Raw genomic sequence first — 16,208 nt, 5'->3', positions numbered from 1 at the left:
GTGTGAAAGTAGGTCATCGTCAGGCTTTTATTAAAAAACCCTCTGCATCTCATCGTGCAGAGGGTTTTTGCTTTGCGTTTTCGATTCATGCAACAACATCATTTCCTGCAATTTCAGCTTTGCTGCAACAAAACTACTGTGTTTTTAACCAGTTGTCCTGTATGATTCATTGATTCACATTAAGGCCATACCGCGATGATAGGTCGTCTTTCAGGCATTCTGCTCGAGAAAAATCCACCCCAACTGCTGATCGATTGCAACGGCGTCGGTTACGAGGTCGGGGTGCCGATGAGCACTTTCTATAATTTGCCGGGACTCGGGGAAAAAATCGCCTTGCTGACGCATCTGGCGATACGCGAAGATGCCCACGTGCTGTACGGTTTTGGCACAGCCGAAGAACGGAATGTCTTCAAGCAGTTGATCAAGATCAGCGGCGTCGGCGCCCGCACTGCACTTTCGATCCTGTCCGGCATGTCAGTGCAGGATCTGGCCCAGGCCGTCACTTTGCAGGAAGCCGGACGGCTGACCAAAGTGCCTGGCATCGGCAAGAAAACCGCGGAGCGCCTGCTGCTGGAGCTAAAAGGCAAGCTGGGCGCGGATCTGGGGCCGGTCGGCAGCCCTCATGGCAGCGATGCCAGTGGCGATATTCTGAATGCCCTGATCGCGCTTGGTTATTCGGACAAGGAAGCCATGCTTGCGCTCAAGCAGTTGCCGCCCGATGCTACCGTGTCGGAAGGTATCAAACTGGCATTGAAAGCGCTCTCCAAGCTGTAGGACGGGAGCACAAAGCAGGATGATTTGTCTTTTATTGGCGTAGCGTGGTTTTTTTATATATTTAATCGCCGCACACTGGCTACAATCCGAACATGAGTATCCAAACCGACGATTTCACTGAACAGCGCATCATTTCCGCCACGCCGGCATCGCCGAACGAAGAGGCGATCGAACGCGCCTTGCGGCCGAAACAGCTGGATGAGTACGTCGGCCAGGAAAAGATACGCGATCAGCTGCAGATATTCATCACCGCCGCGCGCCAAAGGTGCGAGGCGCTGGATCATACTTTGTTGTTTGGCCCTCCGGGTCTGGGCAAGACTACGCTGGCGCACATCATCGCGCGTGAAATGGGCGTCAATCTGCGCCAGACTTCCGGTCCGGTGCTGGAGCGCGCCGGCGACCTGGCGGCGCTGCTGACCAACCTGGAAGCCAATGACGTCCTGTTCATCGACGAGATTCATCGTTTGTCGCCGGTGGTGGAAGAAATCCTGTACCCGGCGCTGGAAGATTATCAAATAGATATCATGATCGGCGAAGGTCCCGCCGCGCGCTCGGTGCGCCTCGACCTCCAGCCTTTCACCCTGGTGGGCGCGACCACGCGGGCCGGGATGCTGACCAATCCCTTGCGCGACCGTTTCGGGATCGTCGCCCGCCTCGAATTCTATACGCCGCAGCAGTTGGGCAAGATCGTCACCCGCAGCGCTTCTCTGCTGGGCGCCCCCATCATGGACGACGGCGCTTTTGAGATCGCCAAGCGCAGCCGCGGCACGCCGCGTATCGCCAACCGCCTGCTGCGCCGCGTGCGCGATTATGCAGAGGTCAAAGGCAACGGTGAAATCACCAAGGCGATGGCCGACGCCGCTCTGGTGATGCTGGATGTCGATCCGGTCGGTTTCGACGTCATGGACAGGAAACTGCTGGAGGCAGTGCTGTTCAAGTTCGGCGGCGGCCCGGTCGGCCTGGACAACCTGGCAGCGGCGATCGGCGAGGAACGCGACACGATTGAAGACGTGCTGGAACCGTATCTGATCCAGCAGGGTTATCTGCAACGGACGCCGCGCGGCCGCATTGCGACACCGGCGGCTTATGCGCATTTTGGCGTCAGTGCGCCGAGAACCGGGCCGAATGGTGAATTGTGGGGGCAAAATTAACGCCCCTTCAGTCACCGATGGAGCAACGCCGGCGCCCGCCGCCATGCAGATCTGGGTTGACGGCGATGCTTGTCCGAACGTTATCAAGGAAATCCTGTACCGGGCAGCCGAGCGCCTGCAGATCACCGTGACGCTGGTGGCCAACAAATTATTGCGCGTACCGCCTTCGCGTTTCATCAAGGCCGTGCAAGTGCCGGCCGGCTTTGATGTCGCCGACAATGAAATTGTTCGATTGTTACAAGCCGGGGATCTGGTCATCACTGCGGATATTCCGCTGGCGGCCGATGTCCTGGCAAAAGGCGGCAAAGCACTGAATCCACGGGGCGAGTTTTACACCAAAGACAACATCCAGCAGCACCTGACGATGCGTAATTTCATGGAGGAGTTACGCGGCAGCGGCGTCGAAACTGGCGGTCCGACGACCTTCAGTCAAGGCGACCGCCATTTGTTCGCATCACAGCTTGATCAGTTTTTGCAGAAATCGCGAATTCGATGATCGTTTCTAATCGCGGCTGATAGCCGCATATGCGCGGGCATCGTGCCGTTCCGCGATGCAGGTGTCGAAATGCCAATATTTCGCTGCTTGTGTAAAAATTAAACGTCACAGACAATACGATAGTCTTCACTAATAGTGTGCAAGTCAACCATGCTTATGTCTACCAAAGCTAACCGTTATGCCCATCAGCTTTTGGACGCGCGAGCGCAAGCCAAACTGATGCCCCTATTGTCCCAAGCCGACGCCCTGTCAGTGATGGATGGCTATGAGATCGGCAAGCGGATCCTGGATGCCAGCATCGGCCAGGGTTCCAATCCGGTCGGACGCAAGCTCGGATTCTGCAACCGCAACATCTGGCAGAAATACGGCATCGCCGAATCGATCAGCGCGCCGATCTGGGCGCATATATTCGACACCACGGTGCGCTACGCCGAAGACAACCGCGGCATCCAGAGCCTGGAAGGGGCGGTGCAGCCGCGCATTGAGCCGGAAGTGGTTTTCAGCCTCGGCAGGACGCCGGCGCCCGACGCCAGCCTGGAAGAAATTGCCGATTGCATCGAATGGATGGCGCATGCCTTCGAAATCGTGGTCTGCCCCTTCCCCGACTGGAAGTTTGAAGCGGTGGACGCCATCGCCGCCTTCGGCCTGCATGGCACCCTGATCATCGGCGAGCCGCATGTATTGTCGAGCGCGACCCGGCGCAACCTGGCCAGCATGCTGGCCAATGCCAGCGTTTCGCTGTCATGCTGCACCGAGGATTCGGTCACCTTGTGCGGCGCCGGTTTCGGCAGCGATGTGCTGGACAGTCCGGTGCACGCCCTGTGGCATTTGCACCAGGTGCTGAACGCCCATCCTGAGTTCACGCCCTTGCAGGCGGGAGAAATCATCACCACCGGCACCTGGACCGATGCCTACCCGGTGCAAGCCGGGCAGACCTGGGTCACGGCGTTTTCCGGCATCGCGCTGCCGGGCCTGACGGTGTCTTTCGTCTAGGCGACCGCATAAAGACAGACATGCTGATAGCGCTATCAGCGCCAGCCAATAAAAATGCCGTTCAGCCCAAGGCTGGAACGGCATTTTTTTACGCCCGCGGCAAGCCGCGGCGACTCATCAGAAAAGAACTTACTCCTGCCGCTCCCAGGTTTGCGTGCGGCCCAGCATTGGCACGCCGATATAGCCGCGCACATCCAGTTTCGCGCCGTTGTCCTTCAGCGTCATCTTGCTCTTATAGACCTTGCCGTTGTCCGGATCGAGGATCTTGCCGCCGTTGTATTCGCTGCCATCCTTTTGCATGCCGGTGATGATGGTCATGCCCAGGATAGGCTGATCCTTCAGTTCGCCTTCGCATTTGATACATTTCGGATTCTGGTCTTCGGCAGGATCGCGCAGCAGCTTTTCGATCTTGCCGCTGAGGACGCCGTTGGATTCGGTGATGCGTATCAGCGCCTTTGGCTTGCCGGTGTGGTCATCGATATTCTTCCACAGGCCGACCGCCGAGCTGGCGCCCTGGGCAAAGGCGCCGCCGGCCAGCAAGGCGCTGCTGGCGATTGCCGTCATTACAAGCCGCATCAAAAGTTTGTTCATGCATCGTCTCCTGGTATCTGTTATCTGCGGCGCCGGCTGCAGTACCGCCAGCCGGCGTCATTCTATTGACAAGAACTCAAGATACTTTTAATTTTGCAAACTGTTCGCGCAATTTTTCGAGGGTACCCGAAAAATTGACCAGGCGTTCCCGCATCTGTGCAACCACCTGTGCCGGTGCTCTTGCCACAAAGCTTTCATTGCCCAGCTGAGTCTCGGCTTTCGCCATCTCACCCTCGATACGAGCGATTTCCTTGCCCAAACGTTCCCGTTCAGCTGCAACATCAATTTCTACTTTGAGCAGCAGCTTAGCATCGCCGACTATCGAGACCGGCGCGGGCGATTCGGGTAGAGTCTCTACTACTTGCACTTCTGATAATTTTGCCAGCGCCTGCAGATACGGTGCAAACGACAGCAAGGTTGCCTGCTGCTCAGCCGAACCGGCGATGATCAGCGGCACTCGCAACGCAGGAGACAATTGCATTTCGCCGCGCAGGTTGCGGCATGCGTCGGTCAGCGACTTCAGCTGGGTCATCCAGGCTTCCGCGCTGTCATCGATCTTTTCCAGGTTCGCTTCCGGATAAGGCTGGCGCATGATGGAATCGCCGGCCGGATCCAGCGTTTTGCCGGTCAGCGGCGCCACGCTTTGCCACAATGCCTCGGTGACGAACGGGATGATCGGATGCGCCAGGCGCAGCACCACTTCCAGCACGCGCAGCAAGGTGCGGCGGGTAGCGCGCTGCTGCGCTTCGTTGCCTTGCTGGATCTGCACCTTGGCCACTTCCAGGTACCAGTCGCAGTATTCATCCCAGACGAATTTATAGATGGCCGAAGCGATATTGTCGAAACGGTAGTCGGCAAAACCTTTGGCGACGTCGGCTTCGGTGCGCTGCAGGAGCGAAACGATCCAGCGGTCGGCTTGCGAGAATTGCAGGTTTTCCTTGTCGCACACGCCTGGCGTATGGCCGTCGAAACCGCAGTCCTTGCCCTCGGTATTCATCAGCACGAAGCGGGTGGCGTTCCACAGCTTGTTGCAGAAGTTGCGGTAGCCATCGCAGCGGCCGAGATCGAAGTTGATGTTGCGGCCCAGCGTTGCCAGCGAGGCGAAGGTGAAGCGCAGCGCATCGGTGCCGAAGGCCGGGATGCCGTCGGCAAATTCCTTGCGGGTGGCCTTGGCGATGCTGTCCGCCTGCTTAGGATTCATCAGGCCGACGGTGCGCTTGGCGACCAGGTCTTCCAGCTTGATGCCGTCGATCAGGTCGATAGGGTCAAGCGTATTGCCCTTCGATTTGGACATCTTCTGGCCGTTACCGTCGCGCACCAGGCCGTGTACGTACACGGTCTTGAACGGCACCTTGCCGGTGAAGTGGGTGGTCATGATGACCATCCGCGCCACCCAGAAGAAGATGATGTCGAAACCGGTGACCAGCACCGACGACGGCAGGAACATCTTGTAGTCCGGCGTTTCCTCCGGCCAGCCCAGGGTCGAGAACGGCACCAGCGCCGATGAGAACCAGGTATCCAGCACGTCGTCGTCGCGCCTCAGCGCGCCGGTATAGCCGGCAGCGGCGGCCTTGGCCTGCGCTTCTGCTTCATTGCGGGCGACATAGATCTTGCCGTCGTCGGCATACCAGGCCGGGATCTGATGGCCCCACCACAGCTGGCGCGAAATGCACCAGTCCTGGATATTGTTGAGCCACTGGTTGTAAGTGTTGTTCCAGTTTTCCGGAATCATCTGGATTTCGCCGTTGGCGACTTTTTCCAGCGCCACTTCGGTAATCGATTTGCCCGGGAAGTGCGTGCCTTCCGGCGCCGGCTTGCTCATCGCCACGAACCACTGGTCGGTCAGCATCGGTTCGATCACCACGCCGGTACGGTCGCCGCGCGGCACCATCAGCTTGTGCGGCTTGACCGATTCCAGCAAACCTTGGGCATCCAGATCGGCAACGATCTGTTTGCGCGCCACGAAGCGATCCATGCCCTGGTATTGGACGGGGCCGTTTTCGTTGATCTTGGCATCCAGCGACAGGATGGAGATTTGCGCCAGCTTGTGCCGTTGTCCCACCGCGTAGTCGTTGAAGTCATGCGCCGGCGTGATTTTCACGCAACCAGTGCCGAATTCCTTGTCGACATAGCTGTCGGCAATGACCGGGATTTCGCGGTCGGTCAGCGGCAGCTTGAGCATCTTGCCGACCAGATGGATATAACGTTCGTCAGTCGGATCGACTGCGACGGCAACGTCGCCCAGCATGGTTTCGGGACGCGTGGTGGCAACCGTCAGATGGCCGCTGCCGTCGGCGAACGGATAACGGATATGCCACATCGAACCGTCTTCTTCTTCCTGCGCCACTTCCAGTTCCGAGATGGCGGTACCAAGCACCGGATCCCAGTTGACCAGGCGTTTGCCGCGATAGATCAAACCTTGTTCGAACAGACGCACGAACACTTCCACCACGGTGCCGGACAGCTTGTCGTCCATCGTGAAGTATTCGCGGCTCCAGTCGGTGGAGGCGCCCATGCGGCGCATCTGGCCGGTAATGGTGGAGCCGGATTTTTCTTTCCACTCCCAGACTTTCTCGACGAACTTCTCGCGGCCGAGGTCGTGGCGCGATACCTTCTGCGCATCGAGCTGCCGTTCGACCACGATTTGCGTGGCGATGCCGGCGTGATCTGTGCCGGGAATCCATGCCGTGTTATAGCCGCGCATGCGGTGATAACGGGTCAGGCCATCCATGATGGTCTGGTTGAAGGCGTGTCCCATGTGTAGCGTGCCGGTCACGTTGGGCGGCGGCAACTGAATACTGAAGGATGGCTTGTCGGCGTCGGTGGTGGCGGTGTAGTACCCGCGCTTTTCCCATTCCGTACGCCAGAATTGTTCAATCTCGGCAGGGTCGAAAGACTTGGCTAATTCCATGATTTATTGGGGTTCTTTGCTAAAGCGATCTAAAACGATGATTATAAAGTACGCAGCCGGATGGCTCCTAACATTGGCGGCCGGGAGGCATGGTTTTTTGACGTAAAGACAATCGTGTGGACGGATTTGCCACGGAAGCCGCCTTCTATACTTGATCCGGGATAAGGAAACCTGGATTTTCGATATACCGCAAGCCGATTGCGGGTGTAAAATCCTTTCCGCTGTCCTCGAAATCAAACGCCGGGGCGGCACAACGCTAGGGGTCCTGATTGCTGAAATATCAATGCAATCGGGTGAGAAATACCCTCGAACCTGATCTGGGTAATGCCAGCGAAGGGAAGCTGTCGAGAATGTTGTCGGCCGATTTACCGCTTTTTGCTGTGATCCCACCGTCAGGCTCGAAAACTCCTTTGCTGGCTCCAAGCCATGAAATACAAGCAAAGGAGCCAATATGAACGCCAACCCAAAATTCCTGTCCGCCACAGCAACGGTGGATGAAGCTGCAATCCATCCCCTGCCGAATTCCCGCAAGATCTACATCACCGGCTCGCGCCCTGATATCCGCGTACCGATGCGGCAGATCAGCCAGTCGGATACGCCTGCTTCGTTCGGCGCCGAAAAAAATCCACCGATCTATGTCTACGACACGTCCGGTCCGTACAGCGACCCGGACGTCAAGATCGATATCCGCTCCGGTCTCGCCACACCGCGCCTGCCATGGATCATGGAGCGCGACGACACCGAAGAACTGTCGGGCCCAAGCTCGGAATACGGCATCGAGCGCCTCAACGATCCCAAGCTGGCGGAATTGCGCTTCAACCTGCACCGCAAGCCGCGCCGCGCCAGGGCCGGCAAGAACGTCTCGCAGATGCACTATGCGCGCCAGGGCATCATCACGCCCGAAATGGAATTCGTGGCGATCCGCGAAAACATGCGCCGCAAGGAATACCTGGAAGAGCTGAAAGCCTCCGGCCCGATGGGCAACAAGCTGGCCGAGCTGATGGGCCGCCAGCATCCGGGCCAGTCGTTCGGCGCCTCGCTGCCGGCTGAAATCACGCCGGAATTCGTGCGCTCGGAAATCGCCCGCGGCCGCGCCATCATTCCCGCCAACATCAACCACCCGGAAATCGAACCGATGATCATCGGCCGCAATTTCCTGGTCAAGATCAACGCCAACATCGGCAATTCCGCAGTGACATCTTCCATCGGCGAAGAAGTCGAAAAGATGACCTGGGCGATCCGCTGGGGCGGCGACAACGTGATGGACCTGTCGACCGGCAAGCATATCCACGAAACCCGCGAATGGATCATCCGCAACTCGCCGGTGCCGATCGGCACGGTGCCGATCTACCAGGCGCTGGAAAAGGTCAACGGCAAGGCGGAAGACCTGACCTGGGAAATTTTCCGCGATACGCTGATCGAACAAGCCGAGCAGGGCGTCGACTACTTCACCATCCATGCCGGCGTCCGCCTGCAATACGTGCCGATGACCGCCAAGCGCCTGACCGGCATCGTCAGCCGCGGCGGTTCCATCATGGCGAAATGGTGCCTGGCGCATCATCGCGAATCCTTCCTGTACGACCACTTCGAAGACATCTGCGAAATCATGAAAGCCTATGACGTCAGCTTCAGCCTCGGCGACGGCTTGCGTCCAGGTTCGATCTATGACGCCAACGATGAAGCGCAACTGGGCGAACTGAAGACCCTGGGCGAACTGACCCAGATCGCCTGGAAGCACGACGTGCAAGTGATGATCGAAGGCCCCGGCCACGTGCCGATGCACTTGATCAAGGAAAACATGGACCTGCAGCTGGAGCAGTGCCACGAAGCGCCGTTCTACACGCTCGGACCGCTGACCACCGACATCGCGCCTGGCTACGACCACATCACTTCCGGCATCGGCGCCGCCACCATCGGCTGGTACGGCACGGCGATGCTGTGCTACGTCACGCCGAAGGAACATCTGGGCTTGCCCAACAAGGTCGACGTCAAGGACGGCATCATCACCTACAAGATCGCCGCCCATGCGGCCGACCTGGCCAAGGGCCATCCCGGCGCGCAGATCCGCGACAACGCCCTGTCGAAAGCGCGCTTCGAATTCCGCTGGGAAGACCAGTTCAACATCGGTCTCGATCCGGACAAGGCGCGCGAATTCCATGATGAAACCTTGCCTAAGGATTCCGCCAAGGTGGCGCATTTCTGTTCGATGTGCGGCCCGCATTTCTGTTCGATGAAGATCACCCAGGAAGTGCGCGAATACGCCGCCGCACAAGGCATTTCCGACATCGCCGCATTGAAGCAGGGGATGGAAGTGAAAGCCATCGAGTTCGTCAGGAACGGCGCGGAAATCTATAGCAAGCAGTGAGGTTGATGATGGAGATTGTCCTAAATGGCGCGCCGCATCCGCTGGCTGACGGAGAGAATCTGGAGCAGCTGATCGTCTCACTGGAATTGGCAGGCAAGGCGGTTGCTGTGGCTGTGAATCGGCAGGTGGTGCCGGCCAAGTTATGGCCACAGCGCGTCCTGCAACCGGCAGACAAGGTCGATGTGGTACGTGCCATAGGCGGCGGCTGACATCGTTGGGTGGGCACGCGTGCCCACGCGGATGCCGATGCTGCGTCAACGCGTGGGCATTGCATGCCCATCCTACATTTTTTATTAAAGGATTTGTCATGAATCTGAACTCCTCCCCCGAAACGGGGCAAGCAGACACTGGCCTGACCATCGCCGGCAAGACGTACAGTTCGCGGCTGCTGGTCGGCAGCGGCAAGTATCGCGACCTGGAACAGACCCGCGCCGCTACCGAAGCCAGCGGCGCGGAAATCATCACGGTAGCGATCCGCCGCGTCAATATCGGACAGGATCCCAACGCGCCGAATTTGCTGGATGTGGTGCCGCCATCGCGCTACACCATACTGCCCAATACAGCGGGTTGTTATACGGCGGCCGACGCGATTTATACACTGCAACTCGGGCGTGAACTGCTGAACGGCCACAAGCTGGCCAAGCTGGAAGTGCTGGGCGACGAGCGCACGCTGTTCCCCAACATGCCGGAAACCTTGAAAGCGGCGGAAGCGCTGGTCAAGGACGGTTTCGACGTGATGGTGTATTGCAGCGACGATCCGATCCAGGCGCGCATTCTGGAAGAGATCGGCTGCGTCGCGGTGATGCCGCTGGCGTCGCTGATCGGTTCCGGCATGGGCATCCTGAATCCCTGGAATCTGTCGCTGATCATCGAACAGGCCAAGGTGCCGGTGCTGGTCGATGCCGGCGTCGGCACCGCTTCGGATGCAGCGATTGCGATGGAACTGGGTTGCGACGGCGTGCTGATGAATACCGCGATTGCCGGCGCTCAGGACCCGATCCGCATGGCGCGCGCCATGCGGCTGGCGATAGCAGCCGGACGCGAAGCCTTCCTGGCGGGCAGGATGCCGAAGCGCTTCACTGCCTCGCCGTCTTCGCCAATGGCAGGACGCGTCAAGTGACTGTGACTGGCGACATGCGCAGCGGCGCCGTGGCGCCGCCTTGCGTGCTGGTGTTTTCCGGCTCGGACCCGAGCGGCGGCGCCGGCATGCAAGCGGACATTACAGCGATCGCTGCGCTTGGCGCGCATCCGCTGTCGGTCGTCACGGTGCTGACGGTGCAGGACAATGAGCGCGTCTTCGGCGTTTATCCTGTCGCGGCGGAACTGGTGCGGCAGCAGGCACAGGCGCTGGTCGGCCGCATCGATATCTCCGCAGTCAAGCTGGGCATCGTCGGCAATCGCGCCAATGCGGAAGCGATCGCCGCCATCATCCGCCAGTTGCGTATGCGGCAACCTGATTTGCCGGTGGTGTTCGATCCGGTGCTGGCGAACGGCCATGGCGACAGCCTGGCCAGTGAAGATCCGATTGCCGCCGTTGCGCCCTTGTTTGAACTGGCCACGGTCGTCACGCCAAACCGGCTTGAAGCGGACCGCTTGTGCGGCAGCGAAACCGATCCTGAGCAACAGGCGCGGCTGTTGCTGGAACGCGGCTGCCGGAACGTATTGCTGAAAGGCGGCCACGGTCCGGAGCAGGACCAGGTCTTGAACCGTTGGATCAGCCAGGATCAATCGCGCAGCTGGAGCTGGCCGCGCCTGCCGGGTGAATTCCACGGCAGCGGCTGCACCCTGGCGGCGGCGCTGTCCGCGCTGCTGGCGCAGGGGCTGGGGATGGAAGCGGCGATCGCCGCCGCGCAAACCTACTGCCAGCAGACTCTGGCGGCATCGTATGCAATCGCCGCCGGCCAGCGCATACCGAACCGCACCTTACCGTTTTTGAATAGGATGAAGTCATGAAGGGTTTATACATCGTCACGCCCGACTGGGATGACACCGCCAGGCTGCTGAAAGTCAGCGAGCAAGCCTTGCAAGGCGGCGCGGCATTGCTGCAGTACCGCCACAAGACAGCCGATGCCGCATTGCGCCAGGAGCAGGCAGAAGCCCTGCTGGCGCTGTGCCGGCGCTACCAGCGTCCTTTCATCGTCAACGACTATGTCGAGCTGTGCCTGGCGCTGGATGCCGACGGCATCCATGTCGGCGGCACCGACGCCAGCGTGGCGGAAGTGCGGGCGCGGGTTGGCGCGGACAAGATCGTCGGTGCTTCCTGCTACGGCGATCTGGAACTGGCGCACGCGGCGCAGCGCGCCGGCGCCAGCTACGTCGCCTTCGGTGGATTTTATCCGTCGCGTGTGAAGAAATATCCGGTGACCACGCCAGTCGACATCGTCACCCGCTCGAATGCGGAAATCGCCTTGCCGAATGTGGTGATCGGCGGTATGACGCAAGAGAACGCGGTGCCGCTGATCGCCGCCGGCGCCGATATGGTGGCGGCCATCAGCAGTGTTTATCTGGCTGCGGATCCGGTCGCCGCGGCGCGCAGTTTCGCGGCTTTGTTCAACGACCGTTAAGCAATCGCAGACGCTTCAGGTCTCCAGCAGGCTGCGCAGCATCCAGGCATTCTTTTCGTGCAGTTGCATGCGCTGCGTCAGCAAGTCCGCGGTCGGTTCATCGGCTGCGGCGTCCACCACCGGGAAGATCGAACGGGCCGTGCGCGTCACGGACTCTTGCCCTTGCACCAGCTGCTGGATCATGGCGGTCGCATTCGGCACGCCTTCTTCTTCCGAAATCGAGGTCAGCTTGGCGAACGCCTTGTAGGTGGCAGGCGCCGGATAGCCGAGGGCGCGTATGCGTTCCGCGATCAGGTCCACCGCCAGCCACAGTTCGTTGTACTGGGTCTCGAACATCAGATGCAGCGTGTTGAACATCGGCCCGGTCACGTTCCAGTGGAAATTATGGGTCTTCAGGTACAGGGTGTAGGTGTCGGCCAGCAGTTTGCTGAGGCCGTCGGCGATCTTCTTGCGATCCTTGTCGCTGATGCCGATATCGATGACTGCGACGTTCTTCTTTACCATGGTGCGGCTCCTTCTAACGATGACAGTTGAATGAGAGACTTGCACCACGATTTTATGTCAATTCGCCGCCAGCCAAGAAAACCGCGGGGTTTCCTGGCGCTGCGCTGCGGCGCTAGCCGATGATGGCGGCAGCCTGCGAGCGGCGATACATGCTGACGGTCAGCGCCACCGCCGCCAGCGATGCCGTGGCGGCAAACAGATACACCTCGGCATAGCCGAACTTGCTCACGATCAGGCCTGCGAGCGGACCGGTGACGCCCAGCGCCAGGTCCAGGAACACCGAGTAGGCACCGAGCGCGCTGCCGCGATTATTGGCCGGCACCAGGTTCACCGCTTCGACGCCGAGCGCTGGAAATATCAAGGCAAAGCCGAAGCCGGTCAGGGCCGCGCCACACAGCGCAAAAAATGGCGAACCAGCCTGCCACAACAATAGCAGACCGAAGGCTTCTATCGAAAAGCAGACGATCGACACGCGAAAGCCGCCGAAGCGCGAGATGGTATGGGCGAACAGCAGCCGCGCGCCGACGAAGAAGCTGCCGAACAAGGTCAGCGCAAAAGCTGCGTTCGGCCATTGATGGCTGGCATAGAACAAGGTGATGAAGGTGGCGATGGAACCGAAGCCGATCGAACCCAGGGCCAGCCCCATGCCATGCGGGAAGACCTTGCGCAATACGCGTCCGAACGGCAGATGCTCGCCGCGCACCACCGCAGTCGCCGCTTTCAGGCGCGCCAGCAGGAAGCCGGCGACCGACAGCACTGTCACCGTGGCGCCCACCGCCGCCAGGCCCCAGGCGTGGGAGATCAGTACGCCGAGCGGGGCGCCGACGGCCAGCGCGCCGTAGGTAGCGATACCATTCCAGGAAATCATGCGGGCCGTGTGCTGTGCGCCCACCCGCCCTATGCCCCAGGTAATGGCGCCGGTGCCGACCATGCTCTCGCCGCAGCCCAGCACCAGGCGGCCAGTCAGCAGGATCGCCAGGCTCAGCGCCGGCAGATGGATGAAGAACGCCGCGATCAGCAGGAACACGCCGCTGATGCTGCAGCCGATCAGGCCGCGCAGGACCGCGGTCTTGGGGCCGACCGAATCGGCCATGCGGCCTGCCAGCGGCCGGCTCAGCAGGGTCGCCAGGTACTGCATGCTGATCGCCAAACCCGCCAGCACCGAGCTGTAACCGAGATCGACATGGACATAGCCTGGCAGCACCGCCAGCGGAATGCCTATTGCCAGGTAGCAAATAAATGTAAAGAAAGCGGTGGAGACGATGTGAAATGTTACTGCGCTCTCGGACAGCGGCAGGCTGGCGCGGTCGAGACGGACTTCTTCTGACATGATGGGACTTGGTTGGGGTGAGATGGATACAGAGGCGTTGCTGATGATGCAATGCGGTATTTTACCCTCCCGGCCCGGACGCTGCTGGCGCCGGCAATCCGGCCTAAGTTTCAGCCGATATCGCGAGCGATCCTCGGCAGCCGCGCCCGCAGCTTATAATGTCGGGATGCAAAATCTTCTTCATAACCTCAATCCAGAACAGCTCGCGGCAGTCACCTTGCCTGCGCAGTCCGCACTCATCCTGGCCGGCGCCGGCTCCGGCAAGACGCGGGTGCTGACCACCCGCATCGCCTGGCTGATCCAGACCGGCCAGGTATCGCCGTCCGGCGTGCTGGCGGTGACCTTCACCAATAAAGCCTCGAAGGAAATGATGACGCGCCTGTCGGCGATGCTGCCGATCAATACGCGCGGCATGTGGATAGGGACTTTCCATGGCCTGTGCAACCGCTTGCTGCGCGCGCATTACCGCGACGCCGCCTTGCCGCAGACCTTCCAGATCCTGGATTCGCAAGACCAGCTGTCGGCCATCAAGCGCCTGCTGAAGGCGATGAATGTCGACGATGAGAAATATCCGCCGCGCAACCTGATGTACTTCATCAACGGCGCCAAGGACCAGGGTTTGCGCGCCAATGAAGTCGAAGCCAATGACGATTACAACCGCAAATTCGTTGAACTATACGACTTGTACGATCAGCAATGCCAGCGCGAAGGCGTGGTCGATTTTGCCGAGCTGCTGCTGCGTACCTATGAACTGCTGAGCCGCAACCAGCCGCTGCGCGAGCACTACCAGTCGCGCTTCCAGCACATCCTGGTGGACGAGTTCCAGGATACCAACGACCTCCAGTACAAATGGCTGAAGCTGATGGCCGGCCAACGCGGCGCGGTATTCGCTGTGGGCGACGACGACCAGAGCATCTACGCTTTCCGCGGCGCCAATGTCGGCAACATGACTGCTTTCGAACATGAGTTCCGGGTCGAGAACCTGATCAAGCTGGAGCAGAACTACCGTTCGCACGGCCATATCCTGGACAGCGCCAACACGCTGATCGCCAACAACAGCAAGCGCCTCGGCAAGAACCTGCGCACCGATGCCGGCCATGGCGAGCCGGTCAGGATCTACGAAGCCACCAGCGACCTGCAGGAAGCGCAGTGGATCATCGAAGAAACCAAGAGCCTGATCAACGACGGCGCCAGCCGCAGCGAAATCGCCGTGCTGTACCGCTCGAATGCGCAGTCGCGCGTGATCGAGCATGCCTTGGTGGCATCCGGCATTCCGTACCGGGTGTACGGCGGCCAGCGCTATTTCGAACGCGCCGAGGTCAAGCACGCGATCGCTTATCTGCAGCTGATGGATAATCCGCACAACGATTCGGCTTTCCTGCGCGTGGTGAATTTCCCGGCGCGCGGCATCGGCGCGCGCTCGCTGGAACAGTTGCAGGATGCGGCAAAACAATATGGCATTTCCTTGTACGCGGCTGTGCCGTATGTGGCCGGCAAGGCCGGCGCTACGCTCGGGTCCTTCCTCAAGCTGATCGAAGGCGGACGCTTTGAAACCCAGCATCTGCCGCTGCCGGAAATGGTTCAGGTAGTGCTCGACCTGAGCGGCCTGATGCAGCATTACCAAAATGAAAAGGAAGGCGCGGACCGCATCGAGAATCTGGAGCAGCTGGTGAATGCTGCGACCCTGTTTGTGTCGGAAGAAGGATTCGGCATCGATGCGCCGGCCTTGCTCGGCCCCAAGGCGCAAGCCGTGTCAGGAGCGTCCATCACGACTGCCGACGGCTTCGAAGTGTTCGACGCCGATGCGCCGCTGTCGGCGGTGATGTCGCCCTTGTCGGCCTTCCTCTCGCACGCCTCGCTGGAGGCAGGCAACAACCAGGCCCAGGCCGGCGAGGAAGCCTTGCAGCTGATGACGGTGCACTCGGCCAAGGGTCTGGAGTTCGACGCGGTGTTCATCACCGGCCTGGAAGAGGGTTTGTTCCCGCACGAGAATTCGCAGAAGGAAGACGCCGGCGTGGAAGAAGAGCGGCGCCTGATGTATGTCGCCATCACGCGCGCCAAGAAGCGTCTGTACATGAGCTTTTCGCAGACCCGCATGCTGCACGGCCAGACTCGCTACAACATGCGTTCGCGCTTCTTTGACGAGTTGCCGGAAGACGCGCTGAAGTGGCTGTCGCCGAAGGTGCAGCAGCACAGCTGGTTTGCCAATGCCAAGTCAGCCTGGGACGAAGCACCCGAGAAAGCTGCCAACAATATCTCGAAGAACTTCGGCCGGCGCGATGTCGGCTGGCGCATCGGCGAGAACGTCGCCCACCTGAAATTCGGCGAAGGCGTGATCGTCAATATCGAAGGCAGCGGCGGCAATGCGCGCGCCCATATCAACTTCGGCAAGCATGGGATGAAACTGCTGGATCTGAGTGTGGCGAAGCTGGAGAAGGTCGCGTAGAGTGGGCACTTGTGCCCACGCGTGACCTATGCGCATTTGCTGTCACGCGTGGGCAGAAAAGCTTGCCCACCCTACGGGGCCGG

Annotated in this window: 14 protein-coding genes and 1 riboswitch; of the genes, 10 read left to right on the top strand and 4 right to left on the bottom strand. The window is 60.0% G+C overall.

What is annotated here, in order from left to right:
* Window positions 1-195: 195 nt before the first annotated feature.
* From ruvA to AC07V8_RS22345, 4 genes are all read left to right on the top strand, one after another.
* Window positions 196-774, top strand: coding sequence for a Holliday junction branch migration protein RuvA (ruvA, locus tag AC07V8_RS22360; protein ID WP_211444763.1), 579 nt, complete (start codon window positions 196-198; stop codon window positions 772-774).
* 92 nt (window positions 775-866) lie between these two features.
* Window positions 867-1,925 (top strand): Holliday junction branch migration DNA helicase RuvB, encoded by a 1,059-nt coding sequence (gene ruvB, locus AC07V8_RS22355; RefSeq protein ID WP_494680752.1) that lies wholly within the window; start codon window positions 867-869, stop codon window positions 1,923-1,925.
* 43 nt (window positions 1,926-1,968) lie between these two features.
* A complete protein-coding gene (locus AC07V8_RS22350; RefSeq protein WP_494680753.1) occupies window positions 1,969-2,421 on the top strand; it encodes a YaiI/YqxD family protein in 453 nt (150 codons plus the stop codon).
* Window positions 2,422-2,571: 150 nt separating this feature from the next.
* Window positions 2,572-3,414, top strand: coding sequence for a 2-keto-4-pentenoate hydratase (locus tag AC07V8_RS22345; RefSeq protein ID WP_494680754.1), 843 nt, complete (start codon window positions 2,572-2,574; stop codon window positions 3,412-3,414).
* 129 nt (window positions 3,415-3,543) lie between these two features.
* Here the strand turns inward: AC07V8_RS22345 and AC07V8_RS22340 are convergent, their stop codons facing one another.
* Together AC07V8_RS22340 and AC07V8_RS22335 are read right to left on the bottom strand one after the other, a co-directional pair.
* A complete protein-coding gene (locus AC07V8_RS22340; protein WP_494680788.1) occupies window positions 3,544-3,978 on the bottom strand; it encodes a DUF2147 domain-containing protein in 435 nt (144 codons plus the stop codon).
* A gap of 103 nt (window positions 3,979-4,081) precedes the next feature.
* Complete coding sequence (locus AC07V8_RS22335; RefSeq protein WP_494680755.1) at window positions 4,082-6,916, bottom strand: valine--tRNA ligase; 2,835 nt, start codon at window positions 6,914-6,916, stop codon at window positions 4,082-4,084.
* Window positions 6,917-7,164: 248 nt separating this feature from the next.
* Window positions 7,165-7,272, top strand: a riboswitch (TPP riboswitch).
* Window positions 7,273-7,367: 95 nt separating this feature from the next.
* On the opposite strand from AC07V8_RS22335, the gene thiC reads away from it, so the two are divergent.
* From thiC to thiE, 5 genes are all read left to right on the top strand, one after another.
* Entirely contained in the window at window positions 7,368-9,281 is a 1,914-nt protein-coding gene (thiC, locus tag AC07V8_RS22330; protein WP_494680756.1) for a phosphomethylpyrimidine synthase ThiC, read from the top strand.
* Between the two features lie 8 nt (window positions 9,282-9,289).
* Window positions 9,290-9,490, top strand: a complete 201-nt coding sequence (thiS, locus tag AC07V8_RS22325; RefSeq protein ID WP_494680789.1) for a sulfur carrier protein ThiS — start codon at window positions 9,290-9,292, stop codon at window positions 9,488-9,490.
* Window positions 9,491-9,588: 98 nt separating this feature from the next.
* Window positions 9,589-10,401 carry a thiazole synthase gene (locus AC07V8_RS22320; protein ID WP_494680757.1) on the top strand — a complete coding sequence of 271 codons (813 nt, stop codon included), beginning with the start codon at window positions 9,589-9,591 and terminating at the stop codon, window positions 10,399-10,401.
* Between the two features lie 14 nt (window positions 10,402-10,415).
* Window positions 10,416-11,234 carry a bifunctional hydroxymethylpyrimidine kinase/phosphomethylpyrimidine kinase gene (gene thiD / locus AC07V8_RS22315; protein ID WP_494680790.1) on the top strand — a complete coding sequence of 273 codons (819 nt, stop codon included), beginning with the start codon at window positions 10,416-10,418 and terminating at the stop codon, window positions 11,232-11,234.
* Entirely contained in the window at window positions 11,231-11,845 is a 615-nt protein-coding gene (thiE, locus tag AC07V8_RS22310) for a thiamine phosphate synthase (protein ID WP_494680758.1), read from the top strand. Before thiD ends, thiE begins: the two co-directional genes overlap by 4 nt.
* A gap of 15 nt (window positions 11,846-11,860) precedes the next feature.
* Here thiE and AC07V8_RS22305 read toward each other — a convergent pair whose 3' ends face one another.
* Window positions 11,861-12,349, bottom strand: a complete 489-nt coding sequence (locus tag AC07V8_RS22305) for a Dps family protein (RefSeq protein WP_494680759.1) — start codon at window positions 12,347-12,349, stop codon at window positions 11,861-11,863.
* A 112-nt stretch (window positions 12,350-12,461) separates the two neighbouring features.
* Window positions 12,462-13,679 carry an MFS transporter gene (locus tag AC07V8_RS22300; protein ID WP_494680760.1) on the bottom strand — a complete coding sequence of 406 codons (1,218 nt, stop codon included), beginning with the start codon at window positions 13,677-13,679 and terminating at the stop codon, window positions 12,462-12,464.
* Window positions 13,680-13,845: 166 nt separating this feature from the next.
* On the opposite strand from AC07V8_RS22300, the gene AC07V8_RS22295 reads away from it, so the two are divergent.
* Window positions 13,846-16,125 (top strand): UvrD-helicase domain-containing protein, encoded by a 2,280-nt coding sequence (locus tag AC07V8_RS22295; RefSeq protein ID WP_494680761.1) that lies wholly within the window; start codon window positions 13,846-13,848, stop codon window positions 16,123-16,125.
* Window positions 16,126-16,208: the final 83 nt, after the last annotated feature.

The organism is Collimonas sp. GW821-FHT02H07 (assembly GCF_059421505.1).
Note: the sequence above shows the minus strand (reverse complement) of the source record. Positions and strands in the feature narration are given on the sequence as shown.